Here is a 13,097-nt window from a genome sequence, read left to right as displayed (position 1 = left end):
CGTTCGAGGCAGAATGGGCGGGCTTTTGCGGCGCGGGTCATGCGGTGGGCGTGGCCAACGGGCTTGATGCGCTGATCCTCGCGCTCAGGGCACTCGACATCGGTCCGGGCGACGAGGTGATCGTGCCGTCGAACACCTACATCGCCACCTGGCTTGCCGTTACGGCGGTTGGCGCGCGGCCGGTGCCGGTGGAACCCGACCCCGCGACCCACAACATCGCCCCCGCCTGCATCGCCGCCGCGATCACGCCAGCGACCAAGGCCCTTCTGCCCGTGCATCTTTACGGCCAGCCCGCCGACCTCGACCCGATCCTTACGCTGGCCCGTCAGCATGGCATAGCCGTGGTTGAGGATGCCGCCCAGGCCCACGGCGCTCGCTACAAGGGACGGCGGATCGGGGCGCATGGCGATGTCGTCTGCTGGAGTTTCTATCCCGGCAAGAACCTGGGTGCGCTTGGCGATGGCGGTGCGATCACGACGAACAGCGCCGATCTGGCCGACCGGATCCGCGTCCTGCGCAACTATGGCAGCCGTGTGAAATACCAGAACGAGGTACAGGGGGTGAATTCGCGCCTCGACCCGATTCAGGCGGCGGTGCTGCGCGCCAAGCTGCCGCATCTCGACGCCTGGACCGACCGCCGCCGCGCCATCGCTGCCACCTATGCCGAAGGGTTGCGGGACAGCGGCCTGATCCTGCCCCATGTTCCCGACTGGGCCGATCCGGTTTGGCATCTGTATGTCGTTCGCTCGCCCGACAGGGCCGGTCTGCAAAAGCGTTTGGCCGAAGCGGGGGTCGGCACGCTGATCCATTACCCAGTTCCACCGCATATGCAGGCCGCCTATGCCGAGCTTGGCCTTGCCCCTGACGCTCTGCCGATGGCGCGGCAACTTGCAGAAGAAGTCCTGAGCCTGCCGATGGGGCCGCAACTCGCGCTGGTTGACGCTGTGCGGGTTGTGTCGAATGTCTAGGCCGCTTCTACCTCGAATAATGAGACGACTACGGCTGACACTGCTCGGTCTAATGCAGAAGATAAGAATACTAGTCTACGAATTTGTATCAACCAACAAGCTTTCCGGCCAAGGACTGCGCATTCTTCAACCAGTGCATGCGCTTGGCAGCGGCAAGATTACGATTGGACGCAATGTGACGATTGGGGTGTTTCCGTCACCTGGGTATTTCAGTGGCGCTTGCTATATCGAAGTGCGAAGTGAAACGGCCGAGATCTTCATCGGCGATGGCACCTACCTGAACAATGACTTCACTGCGATTGCAAAGGGTAGGAGGATCGAAATTGGCCGTCGCTGCTTGATTGGCCCAAGGGTCACAATTTTTGATAGTGATTTCCATGGGCTGGGCGTTTCAGATCGAATGAATGCTGCGGCCATCGTGCAGCGGTCAGTGAAGATCGGCGATGACGTCTTTATCGGTGCGGGAGCCATCGTCCTCAAGGGTGTTTCGATTGGCGACGGGGCAGTGATCGGCGCTGGTGCGGTCGTTGTCTCGGATATTCCGCCAAATGTTATAGCCGCCGGTAACCCGGCCACTGTTGTCAGGTCACTGTGAGCAAATTGTCCTACCGCACGATGCTGCGGTCCTCGTCGATTATCGGCGGGGCGTCTGTGGTGAATATCCTCGCTAACCTCTTGAAATTGAAAATCGCGGCGGTACTGCTGGGCCCGGCCGGGGTGGGGCTCGTGGGTCTTTATCAGAGCTTGATGCAGACTGCCGGGTCTGTTGCTGGCCTGGGCTTGGCCAATTCCGGCACCCGTCAGATTGCGGCGGCCAGCGCTGACGGCGGGGCAGCAGAGGTCGGCCGTGTCCGACGGGCGCTGTTCTGGGGCACACTCGCCCAAGCGATCCTCGGTGCCATGCTGTTCTGGCTGGTCAGCGGCTGGATCGCCGCCTGCTTCGTGGCTGCGCCGGAGCGGGCCAATCACGTGGCGTGGCTCTCGCTCGGTGTCGGCCTTTCAGTTGCGGCTGGGGCGCAGAGCGCACTACTGATCGGATTGCGCCAGACTGGCGACATTGCCCGGGTGCAGGTCGGCTCGGGAACTGGCGGGGCGGCTCTTGGTGTGGCGGCGCTCTGGCTCTGGGGCGATGGCGGGCTTATTGCGATGGTCCTGGCGGCGCCGGTCGTTACTTTTCTGCTTGGCCACGTCTACGTCTCGCGGCTCAAGCGTCCTTCCGGCCCGCCCGATCCGCCGCCTCTCCTGGCTCGCGAATGGGGCGCCATGGCCCAGCTCGGCTTCGCCTTCATGATGAGCAATCTTATCACCATAGGCGGGTTCCTTGCCGTACGCGTGCTGGTTCAGCGCGAACTTGGGGCGGAGGCGCTCGGTCAGTTTCAGGCCGCCTGGGCGATCGGGATGACCTATCTGGGCTTCGTGCTCGGGGCGATGGGGGCCGACTACTACCCGCGCCTCACTGCAGCGATCGGCGACCGCGCCGCAGCGGTGCGGCTAGTGAACGAGCAGACCGAGGTCGCGCTGCTTCTCTGTGGCCCTGTGATTGTGGCGATGCTGGGCTGCGCGCCATGGGTGATCCGGCTGCTCTACACTGCGGAATTTGGTCCTGCGGTCGAGATACTACGCTGGCAGCTTCTGGGCGACATACTGAAGGTGATGAGTTGGCCGCTTGGGTTTATCTTATTCGCCTTGGGAGCAGGCAAGGCGTTTGTACTCACCGAGACCCTGGGGATGGCCGTCTTCATTCTGGGTGTACTGACCCTTCTGCCGCTGATCGGGGTCACGGCAACGGGGGTGGCGTTCCTTGCCCTCTACGTCGTCTACCTGCCGCTGGTCTGGTGGCTGGGAAGGTGCCGGATCGGATTTCGTTGGACGCGCGCAGTGTGGGTGCAGGCGATTGCGGTGATCGGGGCCGCCGTCGCGGTGGACGCAGCGGCGCGCTGGTCGGAACCGCTGGGTGCGGTGCTGGGAATCGTGCTGGCTGCGGGCATGGGGTTCTGGACAGTCATACGCTTGTCCGAAAAAACTGGAGCGGGCGGAAGGCTCGGTCGCATTGCGGCGCTAAGTGAAAGGGTGAGAAATGGATGACCAACTGACGATAAGTTCTTGCGGCGACGCAAGCCTGACCGAGGGCACGCAGGACCGCCCGCTCGTGACCTTCGCGCTCTTTGCCTACAATCAGGAGAAATACATCCGCGAGGCGGTGGAGGGAGCGTTTTCGCAGACCTATGAACCGCTGGAGATCATCCTGTCCGACGACTGTTCCAGCGACCGGACATTCGAGATCATGCAGGAGATGGCGGCGGCGTATTCGGGTCCACACAGGGTGGATTTGCGAAGAGGTGAGATAAACTTGGGCACGGCGCAGCACCTGAGCGCCGTAGTGCAGATGGCTCGCGGGGAGCTATTTATAGTCGCGGCTGGGGACGACATCTCACTGCCGCCGAGAACCCAAGCACTCGTCAATGCTTGGCTTAAATATAACAAGGAACCTGCATGTATTCATAGTTACGCGCTGGAGTTAAATTATTTAGAAAATGTAAGAAATATTATATCGCCAAGATCATCTAATATTTACTCAAAAAATGAGCGTGAGCGGTGGATGAAACTCGATCTACTGCCATTCCTATCGCCAACGTGCGCATATTCTAAAAATGTCTTTGAGCGTTTCGAGCCACTTTGTGGCGGATCGATTATTGAAGATGGCCCCATGGCGCTGCGATGTCTTTCAACCGGACCGATCATATGTATTAGCGATCCACTTGTTGCGATAAGAATGTCAAATAGTTCAAGTGGACGCGACAATAATATACTGAACGCTGGTCGATGGAATTGCTTCATAAGAAGCCAAATTATAACTTATACAACAAAAGTCCAGGATCTGTCTGGATCCGGCTTGCCTGCACAGTTGAGGCGTTTGCTCGATCGTAAATACAGAAAAAAGATAAGAGCGCTGTCTGGATTTATCTGCTCGGACACGACATCGCCGGGAATACTGTGGACGATAAGATTTATTTATCTTTATGTTTTCCATTATGCGACCGATGTTAAGCTGACGCATAGGATGGCTGGAGTTGTGCAAACGCTTGGCTACGCGAATAGTCCAGTATACAATTTTATTGTTAAGATTGTAAGGTTATCTAGAAAAAATCATGATGTTGGATCAGGTATTGGGCTTTTCCCGCGAAATGGGTGAAATTATGGAAGAGAATGCCGAGCGTCCGCTCATAACGTTTGCTGTAGTTGCTTACAATCAGGCGCAGTTTGTCAGAGAGGCTATAAACGGCGCTTTTTCTCAAACATACCAACCGCTGGAGATCATCCTATCTGACGACTGTTCGACCGACCAGACCTTTGAGATCATGCAGGAAATGGCAGCAGAGTATGAGGGGCCGCACAAAGTCAGGTTGAGGAAAAATTTAAAGAACCTAGGGCTAGCTGGGCATATTAATAAAGTAATCGCCGCGTCAGGCGGCGAGATTATTAGCTGGGCTGCCGGCGACGATATCGCATTGCCAAATCGAACCGAAATATTCGTTGATAAGCTCCTTGCAGATCCAGGAAATATCGGCGTTCATTCGAATGTCGTTGAAATCGATCTCATCGGTCTCCCTATACGAGAACGACTTCACACTAACCTGGAGTCAACCACTTCATTTGACAAGGTTATTCAACGAGGGCAGTCCGTAATCACTCAATCACATGCATTTCGAAAGTCCGTTTTCGATGTTTTCGGACCATTCAGAGCCGATCTTACACAAGAAGGCATAGCGATGGCATTTCGAGAGTGCTCACTGGGCAAAGTGGCATTCGTTGATCTATGTTTAACTCAGTACAGAATCGGGTGCGGGGTGTCCACCTACTCAGGCGCAGATATTAACAAAAGAAGGAGTTCTGAGCCCATAAAGTTTACAAATTGGTATCTTTCTGCATTTCAGCAAATGCTTGAGGACTCCAGAAAACTTCCTTACCAATTATCCTCAAAACAAATTAATATTATTAAAAAAAATATTGCGTTCTACACTAACCTCCTTGAAATAAACCAGGAACAACGGATTATAACTCCACTAGTTAGAAACTTTTTCATGAAGCCGAGAGACACAAAATCACTGCGCGCCGCACTAAGGCTGATCTTGCCAGTCTCATTTTACCGCAGGATCGCGAGTTGATCTCCATCCTTCTCCCCGACCTGCGCGGTGGCGGTGCCGAGCGGGTCAGTGTCGATCTGGCGCGGGCGTTTGCGGCACTGGGACATCCGGTTGAATTCGTGCTCATGCGGGCAGAGGGCGATTTTCTGACCGAAGCTCAGCGGGATTTCCCGATAGTCGATCTGGAAATCCGGAAGACCGCGCAGGTTCCGGTACCCCTCGCCCGTTATATTCGTGCACGTCGCCCCGATGCGCTAATCGCGAACATGTGGCCGCTGACATCGGCCGCGGTTGCTGGTCGCATGTTGTCGATGCAGCGAACACGCCTCCTTCTTGTGGAGCACAACACGCTCTCGAACCAATATGCTTCCTGGGGTTGGTCCCATAACATGATGATGCGGGCCAGTCTTCTTGCGACCTATCGTCTGGCCGACCGTGTTGCCGCAGTGTCAGAAGGGGCGGCGCGCAATACCGCAGGGCTGGCCGGGTTGGGCCGGGAGCGCGTCGCTGTTCTCCACAATCCGATCCCACCGCGTGCAGTGCCGCTGCTTCAGGTCACGACGTTGGCCGAGCGCCTCTGGAATTGCCCGCCGGGGCAGCGAATCCTGACGGTAGGAAGCCTGAAAGAGCAGAAAAACCACCCCCTTCTCTTACGAGCCTTCGCCGCCGTGGCGCGACCGGACGCCCGGTTGATGATCTTGGGTCAGGGCCAAAACGAAGCGATGTTGCGCGGACTTGCGGCCGAGCTTGGCATCGCTGACCGTGTGATCTTTGCCGGTTTCCATGCGGACCCTTCGGCCTTCTATGCGACCGCCAACCTGTTCGTCCTATCCTCGGACCATGAAGGCTTCGGCAACGTGATCGTCGAGGCGTTGTCTTTTGGCGTGCCCGTCGTGTCGACCGATTGCCCGTCTGGCCCTGCGGAAATCCTCGATAACGGCAGCTTCGGTCGCCTGGTCCCGGTGGGCGATGCGAATGCTTTGGCCCGCGCGATGGAGGCGGCGCTGGACGCGCCCGTGGACCGCGACGCGCTGCGCCGCCGCGCGGCAGACTTTGAGCCCGGCATCGCGGCACGGAAGTACCTTCAACTCATGGGCCTGTAATGACTCCCACCCTCTACCTGACCCGCAACGGGTTGCTCGAACCGCTGGGGCAAAGCCAAGTCTTCGCCTATCTGCGGGGGCTGTCGAGTGACTACCGTATCACGCTGATCACCTATGAAAAGGACGAGGACCGGGCCGATGCCGCGCGGATGGGCGCTGCGCGGGCCGAATGCGACAGGCTGGGCATCCGCTGGCTGCCGCAGCGGTTCGCGTCCCGGCCAAAGATCGTTGCCGCGGCGCTGAGCATGCTGCGGATGATCTGGCTGGTACGGCGGGAGGTCAAGGGACAGGGCGCACGGCTTATCCATGCCCGTTCCTACATCCCCGCCGCTGTCGCACTGATTGTCGGAAGGCTGACCGGCGTGCCGTTCATCTTCGACATGCGCGCCCTCTGGCCAGAAGAGCTGATAACGGCGGGGCGGCTGCGGCGCGGGTCTCTGCTGCATCGGGCGATCGTCGCCGCCGAGCGCGCCTGCCTGCGACGGGCAGCTGCTGTGGTGTCGCTGACCCATGCGGCCCACGATCATCTGAACCAGATCTATCCTTCTGACATGGCGGGACAGACTGTGGCGGTGATCCCGACCTGTGCCGACCTCGACCGGTTCGTTCCGGCTGAGGGGAGGCCAGATCGCCGGGTGATCGGCTGTCTTGGGACGGTGCTGAGCGGCTGGTTCCGGCTCGACTGGCTGGCGGCGTTCCTGGCCTTTGCAGCCGCGCGCGATCCCAATGCTGTATTCGAACTGACCACCCGCGACGATCCCGCGCGGGTGCGCGCCGCGCTCGATCCCGACGGGCGGCTGGGCGACCAATTGCGCATCGCCGCAGCCGCACCCGAGGATGTGCATTCGGTTCTGCAAGGGCAGACGGCATCTGTGATGTTTTACGCGGGCGGACAGGTCTCGGAACTGGGCCGTTCTCCCACCCGCATGGCCGAAATCCTCGGCTCCGGCCTGCCGGTCGTGGCCAATGACGGTGTCGGCGATGTCGCCCGGATCATCCGCGATTACAGGGTCGGCGTTCTGCTTGAGGGGCCCGAATTGGCGCAAATGCAGGCCGCCTGGGACGGGCTGCTGAAGCTGCTTTCAGACCCGGACCTTGGCGCGCGCTGTCGGCAGGCGGCGGAAGAGGTGTTCTCTCTGCGAGCCGGCACCCAGGCCTATGCGGCGCTTTACGCTACCCTGACCGGCGCGGCCAATGCCGTCCTTGCAAAGGAAATGGTGACGCTATGTGTGGACTGACCGGCATCCTGAGCGTGGCCCCCCCGGCGAACGACGTACGCGGCACGATTGCCCGCATGACAGCCGCCCTCCACCACCGCGGGCCGGATGCGGAAGGGCATTGGGCCGAGGACAGGATAGCGCTTGGACACCGGCGGTTGTCGATCCTGGACCTGTCCGAGGCGGGGGCACAGCCGATGCAGTCCGCCTGCGGGCGGTTCGTGATCGCCTTCAACGGTGAGATTTACAATCACCTTGATCTGCGGCGCGATCTGGAGGCGGCGGGGGTCGGGGCAGACTGGCGCGGGCATTCGGATACCGAGACGCTGCTCGCCGGGATCGCGCATTGGGGCTTGGACGAAATGTTGCAGCGCGCGGCCGGGATGTTCGCCATCGCGCTTTGGGATCGCAAGGAAAGGCGCCTGTCGCTTGCCCGCGACCGGATTGGCGAGAAGCCGCTCTACTGGGGCTGGGCCGGAGAGGCGCTCGTCTTCGGGTCCGAGCTCAAGGCGCTTCGCCAGCATCCCGGCTTTCCGCGCGACGTCTGCCGGCAGGCGCTCGCGCTCTATCTGCGGTTTGCCTATGTGCCGGCGCCTCGGAGCATTCATCCCGGCGTCTACAAGCTGGAACCGGGCTGCATCCTCACAGTCGACGAGACCCCGCCCGCAGCTCCGCCGCAAGACCCGCTACGCCCCGGCGACCGTCACGGCAGCTTGTCGATCCGACGCTACTGGTCGCTGAACGAGGCGATCGAGGCTGGCGGCCGGAACCGCTTTACCGACGAGGGCGCGGCGCTCGGAGCGCTCGACACTGCCTTGCGAACTGCGGTGGGACGCCAAATGCTCACCGACGTGCCGCTGGGCGCCCTCCTGTCGGGGGGGATCGACAGTTCGCTGATCGTGGCGCTTATGCAGGCGCAAGCGTCGCGGCCGGTGAAGACTTTTACCGTGGGCTTCGAGAACCCCGCCTTCGACGAAGCGCCCTTCGCCGCAGCCGTAGCCCGCCATCTCGGGACCGATCACACCGAACTCGTCGTCACCGAGAACGATGCGCGCGCGGTCATCCCCCGTCTTCCTGAACTCTATGACGAGCCCTTCGCAGATTCGTCACAGATCCCTACCCATCTCGTCTGTTGCGCCGCGCGCGCTCAAGTCACCGTGGCGCTGTCTGGCGATGCGGGAGACGAGTTGTTCGGGGGTTACAACCGCTATTTCTGGGGACCCCGCGTCTGGCGCCGGCTCGACTGGATGCCCTTCGGTCTCAGGCGGTCGCTGGGGCATGCGATCGCAGCGGTGCCGATTCCGGTTTTGGACCGGGTCGGGGCGATCGCATGCGGGTCCGTCAGCCGACCGGGCGACAAGGCGCACCGGCTAGCAGCTAGACTGCGCGAGGTCGAGACGCAGGACGATCTCTACCGCAGCCTCGTGTCGGAATGGCCGGGTCAGCGGCTCGTCCGGGGGCTCTCTGTGGACCTAGGCAGCGTTCTCGACGATCCGCTGCTCCCCTCCGTCCTGGAGGATGATCCGGTCGGACGGATGATGGCGCAGGACATGCGAAGCTACCTGCCCGACGATATCCTCTGCAAGGTCGACCGCGCCGCCATGGGTGTGAGTCTGGAGACGCGGGTGCCCTTCCTCGATCCCGAAGTCATGAGCCTGTCGGCCCGATTGCCGCCGGACATGAGGATCCGCGATGGGCAGGGGAAATGGGCGCTGCGGCAGATCCTCTATCGCCATGTCCCGCGCGAACTGATCGAACGCCCGAAAACTGGCTTCGGCATCCCTGTCGGAGACTGGCTGCGCGGTCCGTTACGCGCCTGGGCTGAGGATTTGCTGTCGCAAGATGCCCTCGCCCGCGATGGCTTGATCGATCCAGCACCGGTTCGCCAAGCCTGGGCTGAACACCTGTCCGGCCGCCGCGACTGGACGTACCGGTTGTGGATCGTGCTGATGTTCATGGCGTGGAGAACTGCACAAAAATGAGCAATATCGACCTGAAGACCGTCTCATCCTTCGGCGATGAATGGTCGCGGTTTGACCAGGAAGCGTTGGGCGATGCTGAACATGCCTCTTTGTTTGATACATATTTTCACATCTTCCCTTGGGAAAGCCTGCCCGATGGAGCCCGGGGCTTTGACATGGGGTGCGGGTCCGGGCGCTGGGCGATGCTGGTCGCGCCGAAAGTGGGCACGCTGACCTGTATCGATCCCTCACCCGAGGCGCTTGACGTAGCGCGCCGCAAGCTTGCGCATCGGCGTAATGCGGTCTTTGTGAATGCCGGGGTGTCTGATCACCCGCTGCCGCCCGATAGTCAGGATTTTGGCTATTCACTGGGGGTTCTGCACCATATCCCCAACACGGCCAAAGCGCTGCGAGACTGCGTGCGGATGCTGAAGCCCGGCGCGCCTTTCCTCGTCTATCTCTATTATCGCTTCGACAACCGCCCCCTTTGGTATGTCCTTGTCTGGCGGGCTTCGGACCTTCTTCGCCGCGGCATCTGCACCCTGCCTGCTCATGCGAAATCGGCTGTGACGGATGTGATTGCAGCGATGGTCTATCTCCCGCTGGCGCGGCTGTCCTGGCTCGGCGAAAGGCTTGGTCTGAAGGTGGAACGCTGGCTGTTGTCCAGCTATCGAAACACCAGTTTCTACACCATGCGCACCGACTCCCGCGACCGGTTCGGCACCCCCCTGGAACAGCGTTTCACCCGTGGCGAGATCACGGCGATGATGCAGGCAGCCGGGTTGGAGGAGATCCGATTTTCCGAAAGCTTTCCGTTTTGGTGCGCGGTGGGACACAAGGGGCGGACTGCGGCATGAAGATCGGACTGCTGACCAAATACGGCGACATGGCCGCAAGCACCCGGCAGCGCTTCCAGCAATATCGCCCGTTTTTGCAGGAGTTGGGTTTCGAACTGGCGCCCCGCCCGCTGCTGGACGACGCCTATCTGCAGAAGCTTTATGCGGGCGGGCGGCGGGACCGTGGCCATGTCGCGGCCCGCTATCTGGACCGGCTGCGCTGGCTATTTTCCAAGCCCGACGTCGATGTGATCTGGCTGCATTGCGAATTGTTCGCGTTTCTGCCGGGGCTGGTCGAAGGTTTGGTGCGCTGGCCGAACAAGCCGATCGTGTTCGATTACGACGATGCGATCTTCCATAATTATGACCTGCATCCAAACAAACTGGTCCGGGGCTTGCTGGGGCGCAAGTTGCACAGCACGATTGGTACGGTGGAACTGGCCCTTTGCGGCAATGCCTATCTCGCCGCTTATGCTCGCCCGCTTTGCCCGCGAACCGAGATTGTGCCGACCGTTGTGGACACTACGGTCTATCTTCCGCGCCAGGATGGACAATCGGCGGACGGCCCGGTGCGGATCGGCTGGATCGGGACGCCTAGCACCTGGAACGAATATATGCTTGGTCTCCTGCCCACACTGACGCAGGCGGCGGCGTTGGCGGACGGAAAGCTTGCGGCGATGGGTGCCGATCCCAAGGCGGAGGCACAGCCCCTCCTCGATCTGGTTGAGTGGAGCGAGCCTGCCGAAGTGCCGTTTCTGCAAGCTGTGGACATCGGCATCATGCCGCTGACCGATACGCCTTGGGCGCAGGGGAAATGCGGCTACAAGCTGATCCAGTACATGGCCTGCGGGCTGCCCGTCGTGGCCTCGCCCGTTGGCGTTAACGCCGAGATCGTCGAACACGGGGTGAATGGCTTTCTGGCGACCACGGAAGCCGAGTGGAGCGAGGCATTGGCAACGCTGCTACGGGATCCCGCATTGCGCCAGCGGATGGGAGCCACTGGTCGGCGCAAGGTCGAAGAGCACTATTCGCTCCAGGTCTGGGGACCCCGTGTCGCTGCGCTGTTGCTGGACGTGGCAGAAAAAAGCCGCGCTTAAGCCGGATGCTCGCCGCACGAAATCATGTCGGTGAGCGGTCATGAAACGCTGAGAGAAGTGGAACGTTACACGAAGGCCGCCGACAGCGCGATCTACGCCTTGCAGGAAGCGCAGAAGGGCGATGGTGTGTCGGAAATGCGAAACCCCGGATTGGCTTGCTCGGAAACGTTAGCCAAAGTTCGGTCCTAGCCCCTGATTTGCGGGGGAAAACGATGGCTGGCGGAGAGAGAGGGATTCGAACCCTCGAGACGGTTTCCCGCCTACACACTTTCCAGGCGTGCGCCTTCAACCACTCGGCCACCTCTCCAGACGCGCCGGACGAACCGAAGCCGAAGCAGCGCGAGGCCGCACTATAGCGATCAGCGAGGCGCCCGCAAGGGCCGATACGTGGTTTTTTATCGCTCTGTCCGCTTCTTTTTTGGGGGATGGAGTGGCGATTGGCAATCCGCCGGCGCCGCCTCAACACGGTGCCGGCGTCAGCCTCGTGTGGGCGCGTGAATCGCGCGCCATGCGATGTGGCATTAAGAAAACAGACGCAAAGTCGCCGCATTCTTTTTTCGAAGCCTTCTAAAAAGGCCCTCATATTGCCACAACCGAAAGGCTATCTTCGCGCAAGGCTCCCGGCTCCCGGTTGTTGGATTTGACGACGATAGGCTGCGTCACGAGGCGCAGATTTCTCGTAACAAAAAAAGACAAAATAGGGTTGCACAAGCGCGCATCCTTCTTTTTCGGGATCGGCAGTCAAATGAAGTTACGGTATCTCGGCGGCTACACTGCGGCATTCATCGCGGTCGCGGTCGGTTGGCTCGTCTTCTCATGGCCATGGCTGTCGGGAGACGTCACAATCCCGTATGACGCGAAGGCGCATTTCCAGCCGCAGCTTCAATTTCTGGCGAACGCGCTCCACACGGGGCAGTCGCCATTCTGGGCGCCGAATGTTTTCGGTGGATCGCCGCAGATCGCCGATCCGCAATCGCTGATTTTTTCGCCTGTCTTCCTCCTCGCCTACTTTGACGCCGCCCCGAGCTTCAGGCAGCTCGATTCTTATTGCTTTCTTTTGCTGGGGCTGAGCGCTGTTTCGGTTCTCATGCTGTTTCGCGACCGGGGCTGGCATCCGGCAGCGGCGGCGGTGGCGGCACTCGGCGCGGCTTTTGGCGGCTCGGCGATCTGGCGCATCCAGCATATCGCGCAGATCGAAGCCTTCGCGTTCTTCATGCTTTGCCTGTGGCTGCTGGCGCGCGCGCTCGACCGCAAGTCGATCCTCTACGGCACGCTTGCCGGTGTCGCGGCCGCGGGAATGATCATCCAGCCCGGACAGATCGCGCTGATCGGTGCCTACGTGCTGCTGGGCTACACGATCCATTACTGGGCGACGGCGCCGCGCATCTGGCAATCGGTGCGGCAGAGCATCCTGCCGCTCGCTGGCGGAACCATCGCGGCCACGCTTATCGCGGCGGGGCCGATCCTGCTCGCTTTCCTTTTCGTGGAGCATTCGAACCGGCCTGAAATCCCGTTCGACGAGGCAGCACGCGGCGCGCTGCACCCGGCGTCGCTCCTGACGACGCTCATCCCCGATCTTTTCGGCGTCAAGACCGAGGAGCCCTATTGGGGCCCGGCGAGCATCGAATGGCCCGCAGACTGGCTCGCGATGACGGAGAACATGGGCCAGCTCTATATCGGCGCGCTGCCGGTGCTTCTTTTGCTCGGCGTCGGCTTCCTCAAGGGGCGCATTTTCGCGAGTGAAATCCGCTTCTTCACCCTCGCCATCGC

General features: G+C 60.7%; 10 protein-coding genes, 1 tRNA gene and 1 pseudogene. 11 read left to right on the top strand and 1 reads right to left on the bottom strand.

Features of this window, described 5'->3' with window-relative positions:
• The 10 genes from T281_RS12360 to T281_RS12320 all read left to right on the top strand — a co-directional run.
• On the top strand, window positions 1-968 hold a 968-nt coding region (locus tag T281_RS12360), incomplete at its 5' end, for a DegT/DnrJ/EryC1/StrS family aminotransferase (protein ID WP_037239338.1).
• 52 nt (window positions 969-1,020) lie between these two features.
• Window positions 1,021-1,563, top strand: coding sequence for an acyltransferase (locus T281_RS19740; protein ID WP_162173173.1), 543 nt, complete (start codon window positions 1,021-1,023; stop codon window positions 1,561-1,563).
• Window positions 1,560-3,053: an O-antigen translocase gene (locus T281_RS12350; RefSeq protein WP_052037435.1), complete on the top strand. Its 1,494-nt coding sequence runs from the start codon at window positions 1,560-1,562 to the stop codon at window positions 3,051-3,053. The genes T281_RS19740 and T281_RS12350 overlap by 4 nt, the downstream gene beginning before the upstream one ends.
• A complete protein-coding gene (locus T281_RS18340) occupies window positions 3,046-4,161 on the top strand; it encodes a glycosyltransferase family A protein (protein ID WP_081796773.1) in 1,116 nt (371 codons plus the stop codon). The genes T281_RS12350 and T281_RS18340 overlap by 8 nt, the downstream gene beginning before the upstream one ends.
• Window positions 4,118-5,134 (top strand): glycosyltransferase, encoded by a 1,017-nt coding sequence (locus T281_RS17835; RefSeq protein WP_052037434.1) that lies wholly within the window; start codon window positions 4,118-4,120, stop codon window positions 5,132-5,134. Before T281_RS18340 ends, T281_RS17835 begins: the two co-directional genes overlap by 44 nt.
• The gene (locus T281_RS12340; RefSeq protein WP_037239323.1) at window positions 5,131-6,216 is read left to right on the top strand and encodes a glycosyltransferase; all 1,086 of its coding nucleotides are present in this window, start codon (window positions 5,131-5,133) and stop codon (window positions 6,214-6,216) included. The genes T281_RS17835 and T281_RS12340 overlap by 4 nt, the downstream gene beginning before the upstream one ends.
• Window positions 6,216-7,454: a glycosyltransferase gene (locus tag T281_RS12335; protein ID WP_037239316.1), complete on the top strand. Its 1,239-nt coding sequence runs from the start codon at window positions 6,216-6,218 to the stop codon at window positions 7,452-7,454. The genes T281_RS12340 and T281_RS12335 overlap by 1 nt, the downstream gene beginning before the upstream one ends.
• Window positions 7,442-9,415 (top strand): asparagine synthase (glutamine-hydrolyzing), encoded by a 1,974-nt coding sequence (asnB, locus tag T281_RS12330; protein ID WP_037239315.1) that lies wholly within the window; start codon window positions 7,442-7,444, stop codon window positions 9,413-9,415. The genes T281_RS12335 and asnB overlap by 13 nt, the downstream gene beginning before the upstream one ends.
• Window positions 9,412-10,251, top strand: coding sequence for a class I SAM-dependent methyltransferase (locus tag T281_RS12325; protein WP_037239313.1), 840 nt, complete (start codon window positions 9,412-9,414; stop codon window positions 10,249-10,251). Before asnB ends, T281_RS12325 begins: the two co-directional genes overlap by 4 nt.
• The gene (locus T281_RS12320) at window positions 10,248-11,327 is read left to right on the top strand and encodes a glycosyltransferase family 4 protein (protein ID WP_037239310.1); all 1,080 of its coding nucleotides are present in this window, start codon (window positions 10,248-10,250) and stop codon (window positions 11,325-11,327) included. Before T281_RS12325 ends, T281_RS12320 begins: the two co-directional genes overlap by 4 nt.
• A gap of 217 nt (window positions 11,328-11,544) precedes the next feature.
• Here T281_RS12320 and T281_RS12315 read toward each other — a convergent pair.
• A tRNA-Ser gene (locus tag T281_RS12315) sits at window positions 11,545-11,634 on the bottom strand.
• Between the two features lie 438 nt (window positions 11,635-12,072).
• On the opposite strand from T281_RS12315, the pseudogene T281_RS12310 reads away from it, so the two are divergent.
• A pseudogene (locus T281_RS12310) lies at window positions 12,073-13,097 on the top strand (hypothetical protein); the annotation flags it as partial.

The organism is Rhodomicrobium udaipurense JA643, from assembly GCF_000636015.1.
Classification (GTDB): domain Bacteria; phylum Pseudomonadota; class Alphaproteobacteria; order Rhizobiales; family Rhodomicrobiaceae; genus Rhodomicrobium; species Rhodomicrobium udaipurense.
The sequence above is the reverse complement of the archived record's forward strand: the minus strand, read 5'-3'. Positions and strand labels throughout refer to the sequence as shown.

Bases quoted from the DNA above. Each gene is read 5' to 3' on its own strand.
- T281_RS18340 (WP_081796773.1), top strand. From the start codon at position 3,046: ATGGATGACCAACTGACGATAAGTTCTTGCGGCGACGCAAGCCTGACC.
- asnB (WP_037239315.1), top strand. From the start codon at position 7,442: ATGTGTGGACTGACCGGCATCCTGAGCGTGGCCCCCCCGGCGAACGAC.
- T281_RS19740 (WP_162173173.1), top strand. From the start codon at position 1,021: ATGCAGAAGATAAGAATACTAGTCTACGAATTTGTATCAACCAACAAG.
- T281_RS17835 (WP_052037434.1), top strand. From the start codon at position 4,118: ATGATGTTGGATCAGGTATTGGGCTTTTCCCGCGAAATGGGTGAAATT.
- T281_RS12335 (WP_037239316.1), top strand. From the start codon at position 6,216: ATGACTCCCACCCTCTACCTGACCCGCAACGGGTTGCTCGAACCGCTG.
- T281_RS12325 (WP_037239313.1), top strand. From the start codon at position 9,412: ATGAGCAATATCGACCTGAAGACCGTCTCATCCTTCGGCGATGAATGG.
- T281_RS12320 (WP_037239310.1), top strand. From the start codon at position 10,248: ATGAAGATCGGACTGCTGACCAAATACGGCGACATGGCCGCAAGCACC.